Here is a 22,697-nt window from a genome sequence, read left to right as displayed (position 1 = left end):
AGCGGTACGGGGATTACCTCACGGTGTCGGTTGGGGGAGTGTCGAGTACCAAAGCCAACTACTACGTGAGGTACTGGGAGCCTGGTCTCCGAGGCACCCAGACCTGGAAGGCCGATTCGGTCTCATTGCTTCTTTCGGGTAGCAATGGCTACTGCTACTACCCCTACTGATATTTTCTCTGCGAGCGCTGGGGTGTCTTGTGCCTGAGGGGCGAATGACAAGCGGTTTCGCTGGTGCCATGGTCGGACTCGTCGGGGCCCTCTTGTTGGCGGGGTGTGCTTCCGGCGCGGACGCAGGAGCGTCGGCGCACGCGGAGACAGGCAGTACCCCCTCAAAGGTGTGGGATGCCGCCACATGGAAACCGACCGAGGTCATCGAACCCGTTCTGGCGACGGAGCCGGAGAAGGAAGCGGCCTACCGAGAACAGATGGACCGCCTGGCAGAGAGCGGGGGAACTCCCGAGATCCTTCAGGTCCAGCGGAAGGACTGGTCCACGACTCCCCTGGAATCAGATCAGAAGGTCGCCTCGTGCATGAGGGCAGACGGATTCCCCGTCGAGGTCTCGCCGACGGGCGGTCTCCGATACTCCACGCCGCCGGCTGCGCAGGCTCGCGCCTGGGCGCTGGCGATGAACACCTGCATCGCCCAGCACCCAGTCGACCCGAGCTATACCCAGGATTGGAGCGAACCGCAGCTTCGCCTTGTCTATGACTACTGGGACCAGTACCTCATCCCTTGCCTCGAGGCTCAGGGCTTGCACGTGGACACGAGTTCCCGTCCATCCAAAGAATCCTTTGTGACCTCCTTCTTCACGCAGGACCGCCACGACTGGTGGCCCTACAGCACCACCATGGTCGGAGTCTCGGAGGAACGGGAGGCCCAGATCGCCCAGACCTGCCCGGAGCTGCCGCCACAGGACGTCTTCTGGGGAACGGCCCCATGACCCGCCCCGCCCGCTGGGCCGCCCTCGTCCTCGCGGTGGTGCTCGTCGCCGCCCTCGCCTTCTGGGCTGGCCGGGCCACGCTCACCCCTCCGGCCCAGGCCGAGCAGCGTCCGTCCGAGGACGCTCTCGTCACCGTCGCCGAGCAGGAGCTCGGCCGCGTCATCACCCTCGGCGTCTCCGTGACGCGCGAGCAGGCGCCCGCCGCCGTGAACGCGCTGTCCGGCGTCGTCACCCGGGCCGGGGAGTCCGGTGAGGTGGCCGCCGGGGACGTGCTGTACGCCGTCGCGCAGCAGCCCGTGATCACCGTGCAGGGCGAGCTGCCCCAGTGGCGGGCGCTCGGCGAGGGCGCCACCGGCAGCGATGTCGCCGCGTTCCAGCGCATGCTCGCCGCCACGGGAGCGAAGGTGGAGGTCACCGGCACCTGGGACGAGGCCACCGCTGTCGCCTGGAACGGCTGGCTCACCGAGCGCGACTACCCGGCCGCGGACACCGTGGAGCTGGGCCAGCTCGTGGTGCTGGAATCACTCCCCGCCGCGCTCAGCGTGGACGCGAAGGCCACGGCCGTCGGCGGCGCGCTCGCGGGAGGCGAGACCATCGTCGCCCGCCCCGGCGACGAGCCCACGTTCGCCATCGAGGTCAACCAGGACCAGGCCGCCATGATCCCGGCCGGCACCGCGGTGACCGTGCCCCACGGTGGGCACACATGGCAGGCCGTGGCCGGCGAGTCCACCGCGGACGACCAAGGGCTGATCCGCATCCCCCTGACCGCCCCCGACGGCGGCGCGGTGTGCGGCGCGGACTGCGACTCCCTGCCCGCCGAGGCCTCCACCTCCCTGCTCTCGAAGGTCAACGTGGTCCCGCCCGTCACCGGGCCCGTGGTCCCCGTGTCCGCGCTGCGCACCCAGCCTGACGGCGCCGCGAGGGTCACCGTGGTTCGCGACGGCGTCCAGGAGGAGCGCACCGTCACCGTCCGCGGCTCCGCGGACGGACTGGCCGTGGTGGACGGCGTGGACGCCGGGGAGACCGTGCGCGTGCTGAACGGCGCCCCGTGAACGCGGAGCTCTCCGTGGCGGACCTGCGCTTCGCGTACACGCGCGGCGCGGAGGAGCTGTTCGACGGCCTGACCCACCGCTTCACCCCTGGCGCCGTCACCGCGCTCACCGGCCCGTCCGGGCGCGGCAAGTCCACGCTGCTGTACGTGCTGGGGCTCATGCTCACGCCCTCGGCGGGCGTGGTGCGCCTGGGCGACGTCGACGCCTCCGCCCTCCCGGACCGGCGCCGGGCGCGGCTGCGGGCCACGTCCGTGGGGTTCGTGTTCCAGGACGCCGAGCTGGACCCGTCCCGGCCCATCCTGGACTCGGTGGTGGAGCCCGGCCTCTACGCCGGCCTGCCCCGCCGCGAGCTCGAAGGCCGGGCCAGGATCCTGCTGGAGCGGTTCGGCCTCGGGCACCGGGCCGAGCACCGGCCGGGCCAGGTCTCCGGCGGGCAGGCCCAGCGCGTGGCGGTCTGCCGGGCACTCGTGAACACCCCTGCGGTGGTGCTGGCCGACGAGCCCACGGGCAACCTCGACCCGGACAACGCCTCCCTCGTGCTCGACGCGCTGGCCGAGGCCGCGGGGGAGGGGCGCACCGTGGTGGTGGCCACGCACGACCCGGCCGTCGTCGCCCGTGCGGACGAGGTGGTGCGACTGTGAACCCGGAGGCCCGCCCGTGAACCTGAGGACCCTGCTGCGCGAGGCCCTCACCGCCGCCCGCACCGCGCCCGTGCCCTCCGCCCTCGTGCTGTTGGTGGTGGCCGCCATGTGCTTCGCGGCCGTCGCCACGGTGGGCCGTCAGGCGGCCACGGAGGCCGCCGTCGCCGCGGAGCTCTCCGGGCCCGCGGCGCGCGTGCTCACCGTGACGGACTCGGGTGGCACCGGCTTCCTCACCGGCGCCACCGTCGCCACCCTCGCCGGTCTCGACTCCGCCGAGGCCGCCCTGGCCCGCGACATGCCCGTGGACACGGTGAACGCCGCGATCGGTGCGGGCGGGACTCGCGTGGCGGTGACCCACGTGGTGGGCACCGTCGACCGCGGCGTCGAACTCACGCGCGGCCGCCTGCCGGGCCCCGGGGAGGTGGTGGTGCCCGAGGCGAAGCTGGCCGAGCTGGGCCTGGCCCAGCCCTCCGGAGCGCTCGAGTCCGGAGACGGACGCCAGTGGGCCGTGGTGGGCGCGTTCGAGGCGCTCACCCCGTTCGAGGACCTCGCGGACTACGCGATTGCCGTGCCCGCCGCGCCGGCCTCCCTCGTGGTCCAGCAGGTCCGTGTCCTGGCCCCGGACACCGCCGGCACCCGCGCCATGCAGGACTCGGCCCTGGCCGTGATCGACCCCGACCCTCGCTCCTCGCAGGTGCAGACCGCGCGGGCGCTGGCCGCCGGGAACGCGACGATCACCGGGGAGCTGGCCGGACTCGGCCGGTCCCTGCTGCTGCTCATCCTCGGGGCGGGCGCCTTCTTCGTGGCGATCGTGGTGCTCGCCGACGTGCTCATCCGTCGCCGCGACCTCGGCCGCCGCCGCACCCTGGGCATCGGCCGCGCGGACCTCGTGCTGCTCGTGGCGGTCCGCACCGCCGCGCCGGCGGTGCTCGGGGCGGTGGTGGGCGCGGGGACGGGCTACGCCGTCGTCGTGGGGCAGGGCGGGGCGCTGGGGCTGGACTTCGTGGCGGGGGTGGCCGTGCTCGCCGCGCTGACCGCCGTGGTGGCGAGCCTGCTCCCGGCGGCCTTCGCGGCCTTCCGGGACCCGGTGCGGGTGATGCGCACCGCCTGACCCCTTCCGCCCGCCGGCCGCGTTCTCGCCCGCCTCGATTCCCGCGCGTCGCCCGCCGCGCGTCGCCCGCCGCGCGTCGGCCGCCGCAGTGCGCGTGCCGCCGGATCAGAAGGTGTAGGGCACGCGCTCCCAGGTCAGCAGCGGCTGATCGGCGTGGCGGCCCCGGCCGGCGTTGTTCGGGGCCACGGAGAAGCGGGTCCACTCGTTGGACGTCGCGGCGCCCTCCACGGTGATGCGCTCGAGGTTCTCCACGGGCGCCACGCCGTACACGTCGAGCCACGGGGAGCCGGCGGTCAGCGGGGCGTCCGCGGTGTACTCGTGGGAGTCGCCGTTGATCAGGTACACCGGGCCGTCGAAGTCGCGGGAGAGCTCCGCGATGAGCTGCACGGTCTCCGTGTAGGCCTGCTGCTGCGCGGCGGCCTCGTCCGAGATCTGCCCGTCCACCACGGCGCCCGGGTAGAACATGTCGGCCTGCATCATCATGACCACGCCGCGGGCGTGCCGGCGCTCGGCGTCGGCGAACAGGTCGCGGATGAGGGCGTGGTTGGCGGCGTCGCGGGCCTCGACCTCGACCAGCTGCTCGGAGGTCGGCGCGGTCAGGCCCAGGCCGGTCCACGGCAGGGTGGAGTTCTCGGAGCCCTGGACGTTCACCACACCGAACTCCACGCGGCGCTCGGTGAACCGGGCGTTCTCCGGCAGGCCGATCTCGTCCTGCGCGTCCACCTTCCTGGGCTCACCCAGGGTGCGGTCCGCCACGGGGTAGAACACCTCCCGGAACGCGTCGAGGCGCTCGAGCGGGTTGTACGTGCCGTTGTTGGTGCGGTGGCAGTCGGTCCAGTCGTTGTCCCCGGGGGTCAGCACGAGCGGGTGCGCCAGGCGGTCGAACTCCCCGCGGATCATGGCGAAGTACTCGTCGGAGCACACGGCGGAACCGGCCTTGATGTCCCCGACGTGGGCCACGAAGGAGAGCTCGTCCTGCGCGGAGAGCTCGTCGATCATCCCGGGGAACGCGGCCACCTGCGCGGCGCCGTAGGGCACGTCGCCGATCACGCCGAAGGTGAAGGACTCCGCCGTCGTCCCCTTGCCGACGGCGGCGGTCGCCTGCTCGTGCGCGGCGGCGTGGGCGGGCGGGGCGGCGACGGCGGGGGCGGCCGCGCCGAGGGAGACGGTCAGGGCCGCAGCGGCGGCGAGGGAGAGGCGGGCGAAGCGGGCCATGGGGCACTCCTGGGGGAGGGGCGTCGGGGACGGCCCGACGCTAGGCCCCGGGGATGACCGCCAGGGCGCGCCCCGGTGACGCGTGGGGCCGACCCGGGTGACGGCGTCGTGAACGGGCCCCGTCCGCTCCGCCCGACCACACCCGGCCACCCCCCGGCGCTTTCGAGCGTGAATCAGGCCCTATTCCACGCTCGAAAACGCCAATTCGCCCGAATCTACGCTCGAAAGTAGCGGCGGCGTGGGCGGGCGGCGCCGGGCGGCTCAGGCCGCCATGAACTCCCACTGGTGGCCGTCCGGGTCGATCACCTGGCGGGAGAACACGCCGGAAGCGGACATGTCCTCCTGCAGGTCCTCCGGCAGCTCGACCTCGGTCCCGCCGGCCTCCACCGCCGCCGCCACCAGGCGGTCCACGGCCTGCCGGTCCGGCGCGGTGAGCTGCAGCAGGGCCGAGTTCGTGGTGAGGCAGTCGGCGATCTCACGCTCGCCGATGAAGTCCGTGTAGAACCCGGGGCTCAGGTACATCGCGAAGGTGGAGTCGGTGAGCGCCACGCACACGGAGTTCTCATCCGAGAAGTCCTCGTCGATCCCCGCTCCGACGGCGGTCCAGAAGGAGCGGATGCGCTCGGTGTCCGTGGTGGGGAGGTTGATGTACACCGGCTGGGAGAACAGGGCCATGCCGAGCACCGTAATCCAGCCGGGGCTCGCCGGGCGAACCGCGGGAGACTGTCGTGATCGGTGTCTCTCCGCGCCCTCATCCCGCCCTGGCGTGTCCGGGCCCGTTGGTAGCGTGAGCGCATGAGCCTTCCCCCCTCCGCGCCCGCCGACGGCACCGTCCCCGGGGCCGTCCCCGCCGGCTGGCCGCCGTCCGGCTGGCCGGACCGCTCACCTCGCCGCCGGGCCGACCCCGCGCGCTGGGCCCCCGGCCCGTTCCACTGGGGGGACGCGCTCGTCGTCCTGGCCTACGGCGGGATCATGGTGCTCGGCCTGGGATTCTTCCTGGCCGCGGCGCTGGGCCTGGTCCCGGCGGATCCCGCCGCCCTGTCCGTGCTGGACGGGTTCACGGTGAACCTGCTCTGCTACGCCATCCTCGTGACCCTCGTCCTGCTGGTGGCCTGGCGGCCGCTGGTCACCTCGCTGCGGGTCTTCGCCACCGGGACGTGGTGGAAGGTCCTGCTGCTGCCGGCGCTGTGGTTCACCACCATCCTGGTCAACGCCGTGCTGCTCTCCCTGATCGGGGACGCGCAGACCAGCGCCAACCAGGCCGCGCTCGAGGAGATGACCACGCAGGCCCCGCCGGTGCTCATGATCCTCATGACCGTGGTGGGCGCCCCGCTCGTGGAGGAGTACCTGTTCCGGCATCTGCTGGTGGGCAAGCTCTCCCGCTGGATCAACGTGTGGGTGTGCGCCGCGGTGTCCGTGCTGGCGTTCTCCTTCCTGCACTTCCTGGGCACCGGCGGCGACTTCCGCCTCGTGGAGGTGGTCCCGTACCTCACGCTCGCGGTGACCATCACGGTGACGTACATCCTCATGGGCCGCTCCTTCGGGTACGCGGTGCTGCTGCACATGGTGAACAACGGCATCGCGATCGCCATGCTCTACCTCGTGGCCCCGCTGCTGCCGGAGCTGCCGCAGCCGGTCACCCCCACCACGGCCCTGGCGCCCCTCCTGGCGCTGCTCGGCTGACATGGGGGCGACGGCCGCCCCGCCCCCGGAGTCCGGGCGCGGGCTCTCGCGGCGCATCCTGGGGCTGGCGGTCCCCGCGTTCGGCGCCCTGATCGCCGAGCCGCTGTTCCTGCTGGCGGACACCGCGATCGTCGGGCATCTGGGCACCGCCCAGCTGGCCGGCGTCGGGGTGGGGGCCACGGTGCTGCACACGGCCACGGGCCTGATGATCTTCCTCGCGTACGCCACCACGCCCGCGGTGGCGCGGATGATCGGCGCAGGGAACCTGCCCGGCGCGATGGCCCGCGGCCGGGACGGGATCTGGCTGGGGCTGCTGCTGGGCACGGTGCTGGCGATCGTCGGCTGGGCCGCCGCCCCGGACCTCACGGCGGGGCTCGGCGCGGCGGGGGACACCCACGCCCACGCCACGGCCTACCTGCGGTGGTCCCTGCCGGGGCTGCCCGCGCTGCTGGCGGTGCTGGCCGCCACGGGCGTGCTGCGCGGCCTGCAGGACACCGTCACCCCGCTGGTGGTGGCCGGCGGCGGGTTCGCCGGGAACATCGCCCTCAACGCGCTGCTGGTCTACGGCGCGGGGCTGGGCGTGGCCGGCTCCGCGATCGGCACCTCCGCGGTGCAGTGGGCCATGCTGGCCGTGTACCTGGCGGCCCTGGCGCCCCGGTTCCGCCTCGCCGGGACCGGCCTGGCCCCGCGGGCGTCCGGGATGCGCGCCACCGCGCAGGTGGGCTCATGGCTGCTGCTGCGCACGGCGAGCCTGCGCGCGGCCATCCTCATCACCGTCATGGCCGCCGCGGGGCTGGGCGACGTCACGCTCGCCGCCCACCAGCTCGTCTTCACGCTCTACTCCACGCTCGCGTTCGCGCTCGACGCCCTCGCCATCGCCGCCCAGGCGCTGATCGGCGCCGAGCTCGGGGCGTCCCGGCCGCGGCAGGCACGGCGCCTGACGGAGGTGATGGTGCGCTGGGGGCTGGGCTTCGGCGTCGTGACGGGCGTGCTCCTGGCCGCGCTCGCCTGGGCGCTGCCCCCGCTGTTCACCCCGGACCCGGCCGTGCAGGCCGCCGCCACCGCCGGCCTGCTGGTGCTCGCCCTGTCCCAGCCTGTGGCCGGGTACGTGTTCGTCCTGGACGGCGTGCTGATCGGCGCCGGCGACGCGCGGTACCTGGCGCTGGCCGGCGTCGTGAACCTGGCGGTGTACGCCCCTGCGCTGTGGCTGCTCGCCCAGGCCGCCGCGGGCGGGCTCGGCCCGGTCCTCGCGTCCGACGGCGCCGCCCAGGTCGCGCTGCTGTGGTGCGGGTTCGCGGGGGTGTACCTCGGGGCGCGGGCGCTGACCCTCGGCCATCGCGCGCGGCGGGACGCCTGGATGACCCTCGGCTGAGCCCGGCTCGGCCCGCCTCCCTAGACTGGGGAGGTGACCACGCAGAAGACCCCCCTCGTCATCTCGTCCGAGGTGTTCAAGCCCATCCTGATCCGCGCCGGCGTGGCGCTGTTCTTCGGGCTCTCCACCGTGTTCGTCCAGAACCCGGGGCTGACCTGGATGAAGGTGGCGTTCGCGCTGTTCCTCGTCTTCTCCGGCTCCGCCCTGTGGGAGTACCTGCGCCGGGACTGCGTGCCGGAGGCCATGCGCTCCCCGCTCTCCCTCGCGGCGGCCGCATGGATGCTCGGCACCGTGCTGCTGTTCTTCTTCGGCACCCCCGGCGGTGTAGGCCTGACGGCGGCCGCCGCGCTGATCCTCGGCGGCGTGGCCGAGCTCGTGGCCTGGGCGCGCTTCCGCCGGGCCTTCATCCCCGCCCGGGACCAGCTCTGGACCGGACTCGTCGGCGTGGCCTCCGGCGCGGCGCTCGCGGTGGGGGCCGTGCAGGGGCTGAACCCGCACGGCCAGCTGGGGATCGTGGGCGGCGGGGCCATCATCATCGGTGTGCTGCTGCTGATCTCGGGGCTGGGCTTCCACCACGAGGTCCGCCGGGACCGCGGCACCGCCCAGGGCCTCTGACCCGGCCCGCGGCCGGGTGTGCCGCCCGCGGCGAACGGCCCGGCGTCCGGAGTGACCCCGGCGTAGACTGGCCGGGCCCGACGCGCCCGCATCCCGCGGGCGTCGCCGACGCCCCCGACGTCCACCCGTAGGAGACCCGCTGTGAGCGCACAGTCCCCCCGCCCGTCCGACGACCGCACCCGCCGCGGTGCCGGCCGACCGGCACGCGGCGGCCTGCGCACCACCGTGAAGGGCCCGCTGGTCTTCTCCGCCGTGCTCGGTCTGGTGGGCGGTTCGATCGCCGCGCTCACCGCCTCCGGCGGCACGGACAACCCGCTGCGCATCGACATCGGGCTGATCGCGTTCGGCGTGTTCTTCATGACCTCCCTCGTGGTGGTGGCCATGCTGCAGCTGGCCTCCCGCGAGAATCCCGAGCGCCTCTCCCAGGGCTCCGGTGTCAACCGCTCCTCGGAGGAGGCGTTCCAGCGCCGCGCCGCCGAACGCCGGGCTAAGGCCGCCCGGGAGCGTCGGGCCGACCAGGCCGGTCAGGGACCCGCCACCGACGGCGACGCCCCCCGCGCCTGAGCGCCGGGGTCCCGCCCCGCCGCCCCTCCGGGCTCCGCAGTCAGAACCCGAACTGCGCCGCCACCGTGCGCAGGGTCTCCGCCGAGGCCGCCAGGCGCGCCCGCTCGTCCTCGTCCAGCTCGACCGGCAGCACCCGCTCCACCCCGGCGCGGCCCACCACGGACGGCAGAGACAGGGCCACGTCCGCCAGCCCCATCACCCCGTCCATGACGGTGGAGACCGGCAGGATCGCGTGCTGGTCCCGCAGGATCGCCTCGAGCAGCCGCGTCGTGGCCACGCCGATCGCGTAGTTCGTGGCGCCCTTGCCCTGGATCACCTCGTACGCGGCGTGCGTGACCTCGTGGGCGATCCCGTCGAGCTGTTCCCGCGCGAAGGCGGGGGCGGTGTCGTCGGGCCAGGCGAGCAGCGGCGTCGGGCCGATCCGCGCGGAGCTCCACACGGGGAACTCGGTGTCCCCGTGCTCGCCCAGGATCACGGCGTGCACCGAGGAGGGGTGCACCTGCACTCGGGAGGCCAGCTGCCAGCGCAGCCGTGAGGTGTCCAGGAGGGTGCCGGAGCCGATCACGCGGCCGGCCGGCAGGCCCGTGATGCGCTGCGCCGCGAGCGTGAGCACGTCCACGGGGTTGGAGACCAGCACGATCAGCGCGTCCGGGGCCACGGACTGCACCGTGGGCAGCAGTGTCCGCAGGATCCCGATGTTCGCCTCCGACAGGTCCAGACGGGTCTGGCCGGGCTTCTGCTTGGCGCCGGCGGTGATCACCACCACCTCGGCGTCGGCCAGCACGGCGGGGTCGTCTCCGCCGATCATCTGCGTGATGGAGGTGAAGGCCGTGCCGTGCGCGAGGTCCAGCACCTCGGCGCGCACCTTGGGGCCGTCGATGTCGTACAGGGCCACCTCGCGGGCCACGCCGCGGATCAGCGTGGCGTAGCAGATCGCGGTGCCGACGGCGCCGGCGCCGATCACGCCGACCTTCCGGTGGCGCAGGGTGGAGGAGGCGGGGCGGGCGTCGTCGAGGGGCGTGGGCACGGCGGCGTCGGGGAGGCTCATGCGGCCAGGCTAGGCGTCACCCGCGGGGCGGGGGAGCGGTCAGTCGCCCTTCTTCTTGCCCTTCTTCTTGCCCTTCTTCTTGGACTTCGTGGATTTCTTGCCGTCCTTGTCCTTCTTCTTCGCCTTCTTCTTCGGCTGCTCCTCCGCGACGACGTCGGCCGCCGCGTCCGCGGGCTCGTCCCTGGCCGCGGTGGCCGGCTCGACGGCGGGGGCCGCCGTCTCCTCGTCGGCCTCGGCCTGACGGGCCCGGTAGCTGCGCACGTGCGTGCGGTTGGCGCAGTTGGCGGCGTTGCAGAAGCGCTTGGAGCGGTTGCGGGAGGCGTCCACCAGCGTGTTCTCGCAGTCCTCGCCCGCGCACGTGCGCAGGCGGTCCAGCTCGCCCTCGAGGGCGGCCTCGGCGAGGGCCAGGGCGGCCATCGCGGTGAGGCGCTCGACGGCGTCGGCGGGGGTGGCGGCGGGGGCCAGGTCCACGGCGCCGTCCGCGTCGGCCACCAGGCGCAGGGGGCCGGTCTCGGCGAGCAGGGCGTTCACGGCCTCCAGGGCTGCGGCCTGGTCCTCCGCGGCGAGGGCCCACAGCTCGGTGAGGCGGGCGCGCAGGGCGTGGGCGCGGTCCCGGGTGGCGGCGGCCACCCGCAGGCGCACGTCCCCCTCCTGCAGCTCGGGCACCAGCGTGGGGAGCTGCGTGCCGGTGGTCAGGCGCTCCTCGGCGGGCTGACCCCCGCGCATCCCGGGGGCGGTGTCCAGGAACACGGTGATCGAGGTCAGGCGGCGCAGCGTGGGGGCGGAGAGCATGGGCCCAGCCTACGGCGGGTGGCCACTCGGTGCCGGGGAGTCAGACTGTGGGATGACATCCACTTGTCCGATAGCGCGGTCTGCCTGATTCAATCCAGCACCATTGTGCGGACTCCACCGTCCAGAGGTACCTGCTTAAACAAGACCCTTGCGGATCGCGACCCCCCCCCGCATGATCATGGTGGCCGGACGGGGGCGTTCCCCGCGCAGGCTGTCACCCATGCGCAGCGTCTTCGACGCGTTCGCCAGGAGGAATCCTCATGTCCATCTCCAGAAAGCTTTTCGCCGGTGTCCTGATCGCCGGCGCTCTCGGTGCGGGCGCCGCTCCCGCCTCTGCTGCGCTCTTTGAATGCCCCTCGAACAAGATGTGCCTGTTCAAGGACTCGAACTTCAACGGACTTCTGGGGTATCGCTCCGGTGGTCAGAACACGACGAACATCTCCTACAACAACAACGACGAGATGAGCTCGTGGTCGAACAAGTCCGGATACTTGGGCGCGTGGTACGAGGACGCGAACGGCCGCGGCAACTGCTATGCCATGAATTCTTACACCAACAATTCCTACGTGGGCTACTGGTTCAATGACAAGGCGTCGTCGTGGCGTACGAACGGAGGTTGCTGACCCGCGCCTTCGCGCACCATTCATCTAGTTGATCCGACCCTAAGGACCGCCATGCCCTCCCCTGCCATCGACACCCGTGGTGTCAGTCTCCACTTCACCAGCGGCCCCGATTCGGTGACGGCGCTCGAGGGGGTGACGGTGCTCTTCCGGCACGGGGAGCTTGTCGCGATCATGGGGGCCTCCGGCTCCGGCAAGACGTCGCTGCTGAACGTCGTCGCCGGGTTGGAGGCCCCCGATGAGGGGCAGGTGCTCATCGGCAGCACTGATCTGGCATCCCTCAGTGAGAACGCGCGGGCCGATGTCCGGCTCCAGGAGATCGGCCTGGTCTTCCAGGACGACAATCTGCTGCCCATGCTCACTGCCCGAGAGAACGTCGCCCTGCCGTTGCGCGCGCGTGGATGGACTTCCACAGATGCGGTTGCCGAAGCGGATGTCTGGTTGGACCGGGTGGGCCTGGCCGGGATGGAGGAGCGGCGCCCGGCTGAGATGTCCGGGGGCCAGCGCCAGCGCGTCGGCATCGCCCGCGCGGTGGCCGGCGACCGGCGCATCCTGCTGGCCGACGAGCCGACCGGCGCACTGGACTCCGCCACCACTCGGGACGTGCTCGCGCTCCTGCGCGAGATGGCCGACGGCGGCGTGTGCGTCGTGGTGGTCAGCCATGACGATGTGGTCCGTGACTATGCCGACCGGGTGTGGACGATGAGGGACGGCGTCCTGACGGACTCCACCGCCGTGCGGCACCGCACCGGACGACACGCGGTGCAGGCATGAGGGAGAGCAAGCGTCAGGGCCGCCCGGATGCCGCCGGACTGGGTCCGCTTCTGCCGGTCTTCGCCCGGACCCGGGGCTCATGGTGGACGGGGGGTGCCGCAGGACTTGCGGCGCTCGTGATCGTCCTTCTCCACGCGCTCACGCAGGGCCTCACGCTCAGCGCCGCGCAGCAGACGCGGGGCTATTTCGGGGACTTCGAGGCGGCCCGCACGAGCGCCGCGCAGTACGGGCTCGGATCCGGTCCAGACCGAGAGGCCATCCGGGGCGCCCTCACCCGCGCCGGGGCCACGGACGCGGGCGTGCGGCTCTACGTGATCGACCTCGGCCGCGAGTCCGGAGCGGACCGCGGCGAGATGCGCTACGAGGAGCAGGACCTGGCCGCCACTCCCGCCGGAGCGGTGCGACTCGAATCAGGGCGCGTCCCCGTGAGTGCCGGCGAGGCGTGCCTGTCACCGGCGCTGGCGGAGCGTCTCGACTCGCCGACGTCGGTGTCGTTCTTCGATGACGCGCTGTCCCTGGCCATCACGTGCGTGGCCGTGGACGACCAGGCGCGTGACGCCTCCGCCGTCTACGCCGCTCCGGGCACCTGGGCGGCCGCGGGTGCGGGGCTGAGTCAGGACTCTCTCCGCCGGTGGGGCGTCGAGGCGACGGCGAACGTCTACTGGAGCGGAGGAGACCCCTCCAAGGTGTCCGCGGCCCTCGACGCCGTCGTCCCGCGCGCGGACGGCGGGGACCTCGACGCGGGCATCGGCAGCGCCGAGACCGCAGCGGACATGGCTGCGCGACCGCGGGGTGTGAACGCGGTCGGCAACGTCTGGGTGTTCCTCGTCCCGCTGTTTCTCGTTCCCCTGCTGACCACGGCGGTCGCCTCCTGGGGAGGTGCCCGGCTGATGGTGAGGTCCGCGGACACGCTGTTCGCCCTCGGCCTGCGGCGGCCGCTGACCCGGAGACTGACCGTCCTGCTCCCCGTGGCCCTGAGTCTTGCAGGCGCCGTCTCCGGGCTTGTCGTGGGAGCTGTCGGTGGTCTCGTGCTGCGCTGGCTGCTCGGCATGGTCCTGCCCAGGCCGGTCGGTCCGTGGGTCGACCTCCCCCTGGTGGCGCTCGCCGTGCTCGGCATGAGCGTTCTGGGCGTCCTCCTCGGAAGCGGCCTGGCGCTCCTCCGGCTCTCTCCGCGTGTCCGTGCCGACCTGGCCTGGGCGCGCCGGCGCCGGCTCCCGTGGCCGTCGACGCCTGTCCTGTTGGGCCTCATGGCCCTGTGCGGGATACTCGCCGTCCTGACCGCCGCTGACGCCACCAGCACGAGCCGCCGCGTGGCCGGCGTCGGGCTGATCGGTCTGGCGGTCGTTCTGGCGGTCCCACTGGTCGTCGGTCTGCGGGCCCGGCGCGGGGTGGAGCAGACGCCGTCCGGGCTGCTGCGCTCCCGGATGGTCGTCTCGGCGGGAGGTGCGTGGTTGATCATGCTGCTCTTCGGTGCTCAGGCGGTCCTGACCACGGGTACCGCGACGACGGTGACCAGCGCCGTCCAGACCTTCAACTCATCCCTCGTCTCCTCCGTGCCGGAGGACCAGGCGCGCCTCGACCTGCTGAATGCCGGCGATGCCGGCGTCGCGGAGGGGCTCGTGGTCGAGGTCCGCCAGGCGCTGCAGGCCGAGGGCGACTTTGCCTTCCGGTACCTCCAGACCTCGACCCGCGCCGCGGATGGCCCCGTGGCCGTGGTGGACACCCCCCGCCAGGCGGCGGATGTGCTGGGGCTGCCGACCGTGCCCCGGGAGATGGAGGCCGCACTCGGGGCCGGAGCAGCCGTGCGCGGCGGAGGCCGGTCCGTCGAGCGACTCGTCCTCGTGGACGACACCGAGGCTGACCCTGCGCTCCCCTCTGCGGAGATCGCGGCTCTGCCCGTGGTCACGGTGGAGGGCGCGAGAGGAATGCTCGCCACCGGGGGTGCCGTCGTGCTGTCCTCGACGGCGGCGACGCTGCCCGTGCCGGTGGACCGGGATGTCGCCCACGTGTTCCCCCGCCTCTCGCCGGAGCGACGCGCAACGGCGGCCGAGCTGCCGGAACGCCTCCACTTCAACCCGGACTGGATGGACCTGCCGAAGCCCCCGGACACCATGCCGATCCCGGAGTCGGTGACCTGGGGTGCGGCGGTCCTCTCAGCGATCAGCGTGGTCCTCGCACTGGTCCACGGCCTTCAAGCCGGGGCGGCCGGGCGGCGCGTGCTCGCGGGCGCCCGGGCGATGGGCCTGCGCCAGTCGTGGGTGCGCTCCGTGCTGGCCGGGCAGATCGCCTGGGTCGTGCTCGCGCCCACGGCGGCCGGCGTCGTCGGCAGCGCGCTGGGTGTGCTCGCCGTGACGACGCTGCAGGGCATGCCCATGGACCTCCACATCCCCTGGGCGATCGTGGGGACCATGGCCGCCGGAACTCTGCTCGCCTTCGTCGGGGCCGTCTGGCTCGCCCTGCGCAATCTGACGGTCCGCGAGCGCCTCGGCTGACCCGCCGTCACCGGCGGCACTTCACAGCCCGAGACACAGGTGTCCGGGCTCTGCCCGGTCCGTTACCCTCACTCAGAATCCCGGTGCCATCCATCACGGGGAGATCAGCCGATGGGGGCGCGGGTGCGTCCTCCACACCCAGCACACCAGGAGCCCTCCATGTCGCAGACCTCCGAGGCGGCCGACCGTCTCTCCGCCGGCCACGTGATCGTCAAGACCCTCGAGGCTCACGGGGTCAAGCGCATCTACTCCGTGCCGGGGGAGTCCTACCTGGACGTCCTGGACGGCCTGCACGATTCGCAGATCGAGAACGTGGTGTGCCGCCACGAGGGCGGGGCCACCTACATGGCCGAGGCGGACGGCAAGATGAACCCGGTGCCCGGCGTCGCCATGGTGACCCGTGGCCCCGGTGCGGCGAACGCGCATGTGGGACTGCACACCGCGTGGCAGGACTCCACGGCCATGGTGCTGTTCGTGGGCCTGATCCCGTTCGAGCATCGGGACCGTGAGGCCTTCCAGGAGTTCGACCCGCACGCCTGGTTCGACTCCGGCGCCAAGCGCGTCATGGTCCTGGACCACCCCGAGCGCGCGTCCGAGATCGTGGCCGAGGCCATGTTCGCCGCCGCGTCCGGGCGCCCGGGTCCCGTCGTCGTCGGTCTGCCGGAGGACGTCATCCGCGTGGAGGTGGAGGCCGAGCTGCACCCGCAGATCCCCGTGGCCCCCGGCGGCATGACCGTGGAGGACTGGAAGGCGCTGCACGCCGCGCTCAAGGAGTCCACGAAGCCGCTGTTCATCACCGGCGGCAACGACTGGACGGACGAGGGCGCACAGAACCTCACCTCCTGGCTGGAGGACCACAAGATCCCGGCCGCCGCCGAGTGGCGCACCGAGGGCACCGTGCCGTTCTCCTCCCCGTCCTATGTGGGCCCGATCGGCTACGGCCGACCCAAGCCCACCCACGACCTGCTCGAGGAGACGGACTTGATCGTCTTCGTGGGCACCGTGCCGGGCGACGTCGTCACGGACGGCTTCACCATCCGCCAGAACTGGGAGAAGAAGAACTTCCTCGTCACCATCGACCCCTCCCTGCGCGGCCGTTCCGGCCCCGTCTCCCACCAGATCGTGGCCAAGCCGGACGTGTTCGTCCGGGACCTCGTCCGCATGGACCTCGAGGTCAAGCCGGAGTGGGAGGAGTGGACCTCTCGCATGCGCGGCCAGCAGGAGGAGTTCGCGGCGCTGCCGGCGGCCGAGCCCTCCGAGGGCCAGGCGAGGATGTCCACCCTCATGGCGAACCTCGTGCCGAAGCTGCCGAAGGACTCGATGATCTCCCTCGGCGCCGGTGAGCACACCAACTGGGCACACCGCTACTTCCCCACCGAGGGCTACCGTGCCATGATCTCCGCCCGCAACGGCTCCATGGGCTACTCCGTGCCCGGCGCCGTGGCCGCGTCCCTGAACTTCCCGGACCGGGTGGTCGTCACCATCGCCGGCGACGGCGAGTTCCTGATGAACGGCCAGGAGATGGCCACCGCCGCGCAGTACGGGGCCACGCCCCTGATCGTGGTCATGGACAACCAGGAGTACGGCACCATCCGCACCCACCAGGAGAAGCAGTACCCCGAGCGCGTCTCCGGCACGCAGCTGAAGAACCCGGACTTCGCGAAGATGGCCGAGGCGTTCGGCGGCTTCGGGGTGCGCGTGGAGCGGGACGAGGACGTCCCGGCCGCCGTGGAGCGTGCGCTGAAGGCTGTACAGGAGGAGGGCACCTTCGCACTGCTCCACCTGATCGTGGAGCAGCGCGTCAAGGCGTACTGAGTCGCGAGGTCCCGGGGCCGCCCTCGTCGTCCTCTTCCTCGTCCTCCCCTCTTCTCCTCCGGGCCCCCATCCGGACGTTCGGACCGGAATGCGGGGCGAATTCCTGTCCGAAGGTCCGGATGGCGGCGCGCGTGGTGGAGGGGCGCCGGGTGAGCGGCCGGCAGGGCCCCGATAGGGTGTTCGGGTCCCGAGGAGCGGAGGTCACGGTGAGCAGCCCGGTGATGATGAAGATCGGCGAGGTCGCCGAGGCCACGGGCCTGTCCCTGCGGTCCATCCGCCACTACGACGACGTCGGCCTCGTGCCGCCCTCGGGCCGCAGCGAGGGCGGGTTCCGGCTCTACACCGAGGCCGACGTCCAACGCCTGCTGCGCATCATGCGCATCACCCCGCTCGGGTTCAGCCTCGACGAGACCGCCCGTCTGCTCGAGATCCTGGAGGGACCGGCGGACGAGGCCCCCGCGGACGACGTCGACGCGTTCCTCGAGCGTGCCCGGAAGGGGCGGTCCACGCTGGCCCGCAAGCTGCGCCAGGCGGACGAGCTGCTCGCCGAGCTCGAGGCGCTCGAGCCCTGACGGGCCCGGGGCGGACACGACCGGAACCCGCGCGACGCCGGCTTCCCCGCCGGGCTACGCGGTGATCTTCGCCACCCGGATCCGGCCGCTCGGCAACCCTACCCTCACGTGAGGTTAGGGTTGGGGCATGTCCTCCGCCGTACCCTCCTCCACGCCCGCCGCGGCGTCCCGGCCCGCCGCCGAGCCGACGCCCGAGCGGCTCCAGTCCGTCCGCCGGGCCCTGCGCTCGCCCGGCCGTCTCAAGACCGAGGTCCTCGCGGGCCTCGTGGTGGGGCTCGCCCTGATCCCCGAGGCCATCGCCTTCGCGCTGATCGCCGGCGTGGACCCGCAGGTGGGCCTGTTCGCCGCGGGCACCATGGCCATGACCATCGCGTTCGTGGGCGGCCGACCCGCCATGATCTCGGCGGCCACCGCCGCCACGGCCCTCGTCGTCGCGCCCCTGGTGGCCTCCCACGGGCTGGACCACCTCCTGGCGGCCGTGATCCTGGCCGGCCTGATCCAGGTGGTGCTGGGCCTGCTCGGTGTCGCCCGGCTGATGCGGTTCGTGCCGCGCTCCGTGATGGTGGGCTTCGTCAACGCCCTGGCCATCCTGATCTTCACGGCCCAGCTGCCGGACCTGATGGGCGTGCCGTGGCTCGTCTATCCGCTCACCGCGCTCGGCCTGGCCATCATCCTGCTGCTGCCCCGCCTCACCACGGCCGTCCCGGCCCCGCTCGTGGCCATCGTCGTCGTCACGGCGATCGTGCTGCTGGCCGGCGCGGACGTGCCCACCGTGGGGGACAAGGGCCGGCTGCCGGAGGCCCTGCCCGCGCTGCTGGTCCCGGACGTCCCGTTCACCCTCGAGACGCTGCAGGTGATCGCGCCCTACGCGCTGGCCATGGCCGTCGTCGGGCTGCTGGAGTCCCTCATGACCGCCAAGCTCGTGGACGACATCACGGACACCCGCTCCTCGAAGACCCGCGAGTCCTGGGGCCAGGGCGTGGCCAACGTGGTCAGCGGGTTCTTCGGGGGCATGGGCGGCTGCGCGATGATCGGCCAGACCATGATCAACGTGAAGGCCTCCGGGGCCCGCACCCGCATCTCGACCTTCATGGCGGGCGTGTTCGTGCTCCTGCTCTCCGTGACCCTGGGGGACGTGGTGGCGCTCGTGCCCATGGCCGCGCTCGTGGCCGTCATGGTCTTCGTGTCCCTCGCGACCTTCGACTGGCACTCGATCCAGCCGTCCACGCTGGCGTTCATGCCCAAGTCGGAGACGTTCGTGATGCTCGTGACCGTGGCGGCCACCGTGCTCACCCACAACCTCGCGATCGGTGTGGGCCTCGGCGTGCTCGCCGCCATGGTGATGTTCGCCCAGCGGGTCTCCCGCCTGGCCATGGTGACCCGCACCCTCGAGGGGGAGGGGGCCGACGCCGTCGCGCGCTACCGCGTGCAGGGCGAGCTGTTCTTCGCCTCCTCCAACGACCTCTACACCCAGTTCGACTACGCCGGGGATCCGGCGCGGGTGGAGATCGACTTCCGTGAGGCACACCTGTGGGACGCGTCCACGATCGCGGCGCTCGATGCGATCGAGGAGAAGTACCGCCGGCACGGGGCAACGGTGGAGATCACCGGGCTCAACGTGGCCAGCCGGGCGATGCGCGCCCGGATGTCCGGCCGCCTCGGCGGAGGGCACTGACGGGGGCGGGCCCCCGCCTCCCAGGCTGGCCCCGCGTGTCATCGCGCGTGTTCCTTGGGGGTCGACGTTCTTTCGCGGGGTCGCCCTGAACCGGGGCGACCCCGCGAAAGAACGTCGACCCGAGCGCTGGGCCGCGAGTGGGCACTCCCATCCGTGACTCAGATCACATTGGCGGTCTAGGGTGGGCCGCATGGACACCCCCGCCGGCACCGCCCTCGAAGCTCGCCCCGAGATCGCGGGGGAGGCCGTGTCCCGCGTGGCCATGACGGCCGAAGCGCTGGCGCTCGTCCAGCGACTGCGCGGAATCCACGGGGAGCTGATGTTCCACCAGTCCGGCGGCTGCTGCGACGGCTCCGCGCCCATGTGCTATCCCGCCGGCGACTTCACGACCGGCGCCGCCGACGTCCTGCTGGGCACCTTCGCGCTGCCGGCCGTGGGGGACCAGGCCGCCGGGGAGATCCCGTTCTGGATGTCCGCCGCCCAGTTCGAGTACTGGAAGCACACCCACCTCACCCTGGACGTGGTGGACGGGCGCGGCTCCGGCTTCTCCGTCGAGGCGCCCGAGGGCAAGCGGTTCCTGATCCGTTCGCGGTTGATGGCCGGCTCGGGATGAGCTCGACCCTCGCCACGGGCGCCTACCGACGCGCCGTGGACCGGGCCCACGAGGCCCTCGCCTCGGTCCGCCTGTCGCTCGCGCCGTCGTCGGCCACCGCTCCGACCGGCGCGGACCAGGGCCTGCGCGCCGCCCTCCAGGGGCTGCGGCGAGAGGTCCGCGAGTCCTGGCTGCGCTCCCTCGGCGCCCTCACCCCCGCGGTGCCCGGCCAGACCGACCCGGCCACCCTCGCCGCCGACGACCTCGCCGCCGCCCGCCGCGAGCAGCGCCTCGCCGTGGCCCTGCCGGTGGTCCGCCGCATGCTCATCCAGCCCGCGGCCGAGGCCGGGATGCTCGCCGCGATCGGCAACGCGCGCGGCCACCTGCTGTGGGTCGAGGGCGACCGGACCGCGGTGCGCCACGCCGAGGCCATGGGCTTCGTGGCCGGCGCCGACTGGTCCGAGGCGTCCATGGGCACCTCCGCCCCCGGCATCGTCCTCGCGACCGGCGCCCCCACGCAGGTCAGCCGCGGCGAGCACCTGAGCCCGCGCGTGCACCCGTGGAGCTGTTCGGCCGTCCCGCTCACGGACCCGGCCACCGGGCGGCTCGTCGGGGTCCTGGACCTCACGGGCGGCGAGGACGCCGTCAGCCACCTCGCCCTGCCGCTGCTCCAGGCCACCGTGGACGCCGTGCACGCCGCCTGGCGGGACCTGCCCGCCCCGCCCCGGGGCCGTCTCCGCGGCATCGTCCCGACGCCGGGCCCCTCGGTCCCGCCGTCCGCCTCGCCGGAGCCGGGCCCCGCCGCCGCGCCGCACCGCCACGACGCCGCCGCGGGCCTGCTGCGCGTCACCGGCCACCTGCCGCCAACGCTGGACGGGGTCGAGCTCACCGGCCGGCACGCCGAGATCCTCACCCTCCTCGCGTGGCACGGCCCGGGTCTGACCGGCGCCGAGCTCGAGGTCGCGCTGTATCCGGAGGAGACCGCCGGGCACCGGCCCGCGCCGGGCGACACCCCCGCCCGCGCCATCTCGCTGCGCGCCGAGGTGCATCGACTCCGCCGGGCGCTGCAGGACGTGGGGGCGCCGGTGGAGCTGCTGTCCCGGCCGTACCGGCTCGTGGGGGAGGTGCACGCGGACCTGCTGTGCGCGCGGGAGGCGCTGCGCGCCGGGGATCTGGACCGTGCGCTGCACGCGGCGGCCGGGCCGGTGCTGCCGCGGTCGGTGTCCCCCGGTGTTGCCTCGATCCGGGCGGAGCTGGGGGAGGCGCTGCGCGAGGCCGTCGCCCAGGACGCGGATGTCGAACAGCTCTGGGCCTACCTGGGCCGCCCCGAGGCCCGCGACGACGTCGAGCTCTGGGGCGCCGCCCTGCGACTGCTGCCGACGGACTCGCCGCGACGCGCGCTCGCCGTGGCCACGCTCGAGCGGATCGAGCGGGACCTGGCCTGACCCGGCCCGCCCCTCACCCGCGCCCGGCCGCAACCTTCGTGCAACCTCCTTGTGACTAGCGTCACAGCCACGGCAGGGCGCCACCCGGCGCCGAGGCAACCGCAGGCAAAGGAGCCAGCACCATGACCGTCTACGCATTCCCGGGCACCGAGGGAGCCAAGGTCGAGTTCAAGTCCCGCTACGAGCACTTCATCGGCGGAGAGTGGGCGCCCCCGGTCAAGGGCCAGTACTTCGAGAACGTCACGCCCGTGACGGGCAAGGTGTTCTGCGAGGTCGCCCGCGGCACGGCCGAGGACATCGATGCCGCTCTCGACGCCGCCTGGAAGGCCGCCCCGGCCTGGGGCGCCACCTCGGCGGCCGAGCGGGCGCTCGTGCTGCACCGCATCGCGGACCGCATGGAGGAGAACCTCGAGATGCTGGCGGTCGCGGAGACGTGGGACAACGGCAAGGCCGTCCGGGAGACCCTCAACGCGGACGTCCCGCTGGCCATCGACCACTTCCGGTACTTCGCCGGTGCGATCCGCGCGCAGGAGGGCGGCCTGTCCCAGGTGGACGAGGACACCGTCGCCTACCACTTCCACGAGCCGCTCGGCGTGGTCGGCCAGATCATCCCCTGGAACTTCCCGCTGCTGATGGGGGTGTGGAAGCTGGCACCCGCGCTGGCCGCGGGCAACGCCGTCGTGATCAAGCCCGCCGAGCAGACCCCGGCCTCGATCATGGTGTTCATCGAGCTGATCGCGGACCTGCTGCCGCCCGGCGTCGTCAACGTGGTCAACGGCTTCGGCCTCGAGGCCGGCAAGCCGCTTGCGCAGTCGCCGCGCATCCGCAAGATCGCGTTCACGGGCGAGACGACGACGGGCCGGCTGATCATGCAGTACGCCTCGGAGAACATCATCCCGGTGACCCTGGAGCTGGGCGGCAAGTCGCCCAACGTCTTCTTCGAGGACGTCATGGCGAACGACGACGCCTACTGGGACAAGGCACAGGAGGGCTTCACCCTGTTCGCGCTGAACCAGGGTGAGATCTGCACGTGCCCGTCGCGTGCGCTCGTGCAGGAGTCGATCGCGGAGAAGTTCCTCGACGCCGTCGTGGAGCGGACCTCGCGCATCGTCACCGGCAACCCCCTGGACACGGACGTGATGATGGGCGCCCAGGCCTCCAACGACCAGCTCGAGAAGATCACGTCCTATCTGGACATCGGCCGTCAGGAGGGCGCCGAGGTGCTGATCGGCGGCGCCCGCGCCGAGATGGAGGGCGAGCTGGCCGGCGGCTACTACGTGCAGCCCACGATCTTCCGCGGGGACAACTCGATGCGCATCTTCCAGGAGGAGATCTTCGGGCCGGTGGTCTCGACGACCACGTTCACCGACTTCGACGACGCCATGCGGATCGCCAACGACACGCTCTACGGGCTCGGCGCCGGCGTGTGGTCCCGGAACGGCAACACCGCCTACCGCGCGGGCCGGGCGATCCAGGCCGGCCGCGTGTGGGTGAACAACTACCACGCCTACCCGGCCCACGCCGCGTTCGGCGGGTACAAGTCCTCCGGCATCGGCCGCGAGAACCACCTGATGATGCTCGACCACTACCAGCAGACCAAGAACCTGCTCGTCTCCTACTCCGAGGACAAGCTCGGGTTCTTCTGAGCCGACGCCGGCACCGCACGACCCCCTCCC

The 22,697-nt window shown here is 72.7% G+C and carries 21 protein-coding genes; 17 read left to right on the top strand and 4 right to left on the bottom strand.

Annotated features, from left to right (window positions below):
* Positions 1-337: 337 nt before the first annotated feature.
* The 4 genes from MA879_RS00295 to MA879_RS00280 are packed head-to-tail and all read left to right on the top strand — an operon-like array spanning position 338 to position 3,747.
* Positions 338-943 (top strand): hypothetical protein, encoded by a 606-nt coding sequence (locus tag MA879_RS00295; RefSeq protein WP_248122233.1) that lies wholly within the window; start codon positions 338-340, stop codon positions 941-943.
* Complete coding sequence (locus tag MA879_RS00290; RefSeq protein WP_248122231.1) at positions 940-1,995, top strand: hypothetical protein; 1,056 nt, start codon at positions 940-942, stop codon at positions 1,993-1,995. The genes MA879_RS00295 and MA879_RS00290 overlap by 4 nt, the downstream gene beginning before the upstream one ends.
* Positions 1,992-2,636 carry an ABC transporter ATP-binding protein gene (locus tag MA879_RS00285; protein WP_248122229.1) on the top strand — a complete coding sequence of 215 codons (645 nt, stop codon included), beginning with the start codon at positions 1,992-1,994 and terminating at the stop codon, positions 2,634-2,636. Before MA879_RS00290 ends, MA879_RS00285 begins: the two co-directional genes overlap by 4 nt.
* Positions 2,637-2,652: 16 nt before the next feature.
* Entirely contained in the window at positions 2,653-3,747 is a 1,095-nt protein-coding gene (locus tag MA879_RS00280; protein WP_010079957.1) for a permease, read from the top strand.
* Positions 3,748-3,852: 105 nt separating this feature from the next.
* Here the strand turns inward: MA879_RS00280 and MA879_RS00275 are convergent, their stop codons facing one another.
* Positions 3,853-4,962, bottom strand: a complete 1,110-nt coding sequence (locus MA879_RS00275; protein WP_248122227.1) for a hypothetical protein — start codon at positions 4,960-4,962, stop codon at positions 3,853-3,855.
* Between the two features lie 261 nt (positions 4,963-5,223).
* Positions 5,224-5,637, bottom strand: a complete 414-nt coding sequence (locus MA879_RS00270) for a VOC family protein (protein WP_135030874.1) — start codon at positions 5,635-5,637, stop codon at positions 5,224-5,226.
* Between the two features lie 120 nt (positions 5,638-5,757).
* On the opposite strand from MA879_RS00270, the gene MA879_RS00265 reads away from it, so the two are divergent.
* The 4 genes from MA879_RS00265 (at position 5,758) to MA879_RS00250 (ending at position 9,196) form a co-directional block, all read left to right on the top strand.
* A complete protein-coding gene (locus tag MA879_RS00265) occupies positions 5,758-6,645 on the top strand; it encodes a CPBP family intramembrane glutamic endopeptidase (RefSeq protein ID WP_248122225.1) in 888 nt (295 codons plus the stop codon).
* Position 6,646: 1 nt separating this feature from the next.
* A complete protein-coding gene (locus MA879_RS00260) occupies positions 6,647-8,017 on the top strand; it encodes an MATE family efflux transporter (protein WP_248122223.1) in 1,371 nt (456 codons plus the stop codon).
* Between the two features lie 33 nt (positions 8,018-8,050).
* Complete coding sequence (locus MA879_RS00255; protein ID WP_248122668.1) at positions 8,051-8,632, top strand: hypothetical protein; 582 nt, start codon at positions 8,051-8,053, stop codon at positions 8,630-8,632.
* 141 nt (positions 8,633-8,773) lie between these two features.
* Entirely contained in the window at positions 8,774-9,196 is a 423-nt protein-coding gene (locus MA879_RS00250; RefSeq protein ID WP_248122221.1) for a hypothetical protein, read from the top strand.
* A 40-nt stretch (positions 9,197-9,236) separates the two neighbouring features.
* Here the strand turns inward: MA879_RS00250 and MA879_RS00245 are convergent, their stop codons facing one another.
* Entirely contained in the window at positions 9,237-10,244 is a 1,008-nt protein-coding gene (locus MA879_RS00245) for an L-lactate dehydrogenase (RefSeq protein WP_248122219.1), read from the bottom strand.
* A gap of 39 nt (positions 10,245-10,283) precedes the next feature.
* The gene (locus MA879_RS00240; RefSeq protein ID WP_248122217.1) at positions 10,284-11,036 is read right to left on the bottom strand and encodes a CGNR zinc finger domain-containing protein; all 753 of its coding nucleotides are present in this window, start codon (positions 11,034-11,036) and stop codon (positions 10,284-10,286) included.
* A 260-nt stretch (positions 11,037-11,296) separates the two neighbouring features.
* Here MA879_RS00240 and MA879_RS00235 point away from each other — a divergent pair, with 260 nt between their 5' ends.
* The 9 genes from MA879_RS00235 (at position 11,297) to exaC (ending at position 22,667) form a co-directional block, all read left to right on the top strand.
* Complete coding sequence (locus tag MA879_RS00235; protein ID WP_248122215.1) at positions 11,297-11,659, top strand: peptidase inhibitor family I36 protein; 363 nt, start codon at positions 11,297-11,299, stop codon at positions 11,657-11,659.
* A gap of 51 nt (positions 11,660-11,710) precedes the next feature.
* The gene (locus MA879_RS00230) at positions 11,711-12,430 is read left to right on the top strand and encodes an ABC transporter ATP-binding protein (protein ID WP_248122213.1); all 720 of its coding nucleotides are present in this window, start codon (positions 11,711-11,713) and stop codon (positions 12,428-12,430) included.
* A gap of 116 nt (positions 12,431-12,546) precedes the next feature.
* Positions 12,547-14,922 carry a hypothetical protein gene (locus MA879_RS00225; protein WP_248122211.1) on the top strand — a complete coding sequence of 792 codons (2,376 nt, stop codon included), beginning with the start codon at positions 12,547-12,549 and terminating at the stop codon, positions 14,920-14,922.
* 159 nt (positions 14,923-15,081) lie between these two features.
* Positions 15,082-16,737, top strand: a complete 1,656-nt coding sequence (locus tag MA879_RS00220; RefSeq protein ID WP_248122209.1) for a thiamine pyrophosphate-dependent enzyme — start codon at positions 15,082-15,084, stop codon at positions 16,735-16,737.
* Positions 16,738-16,943: 206 nt separating this feature from the next.
* Positions 16,944-17,309 (top strand): MerR family transcriptional regulator, encoded by a 366-nt coding sequence (locus MA879_RS00215; RefSeq protein ID WP_418001199.1) that lies wholly within the window; start codon positions 16,944-16,946, stop codon positions 17,307-17,309.
* Between the two features lie 127 nt (positions 17,310-17,436).
* Entirely contained in the window at positions 17,437-18,984 is a 1,548-nt protein-coding gene (locus MA879_RS00210) for a SulP family inorganic anion transporter (RefSeq protein ID WP_248122208.1), read from the top strand.
* Positions 18,985-19,174: 190 nt separating this feature from the next.
* Complete coding sequence (locus MA879_RS00205) at positions 19,175-19,597, top strand: DUF779 domain-containing protein (protein ID WP_248122206.1); 423 nt, start codon at positions 19,175-19,177, stop codon at positions 19,595-19,597.
* Positions 19,594-21,021: a helix-turn-helix domain-containing protein gene (locus MA879_RS00200; RefSeq protein ID WP_248122204.1), complete on the top strand. Its 1,428-nt coding sequence runs from the start codon at positions 19,594-19,596 to the stop codon at positions 21,019-21,021. The genes MA879_RS00205 and MA879_RS00200 overlap by 4 nt, the downstream gene beginning before the upstream one ends.
* A 122-nt stretch (positions 21,022-21,143) precedes the next feature.
* A complete protein-coding gene (exaC, locus tag MA879_RS00195; RefSeq protein WP_248122202.1) occupies positions 21,144-22,667 on the top strand; it encodes an acetaldehyde dehydrogenase ExaC in 1,524 nt (507 codons plus the stop codon).
* Positions 22,668-22,697: the final 30 nt, after the last annotated feature.

Origin of the sequence: Micrococcus lacusdianchii (assembly GCF_023155805.1) — a bacterium.
In the GTDB taxonomy this organism is placed as follows: domain Bacteria; phylum Actinomycetota; class Actinomycetes; order Actinomycetales; family Micrococcaceae; genus Micrococcus; species Micrococcus lacusdianchii.
This window is presented reverse-complemented; position numbering and strand designations above follow the sequence as displayed.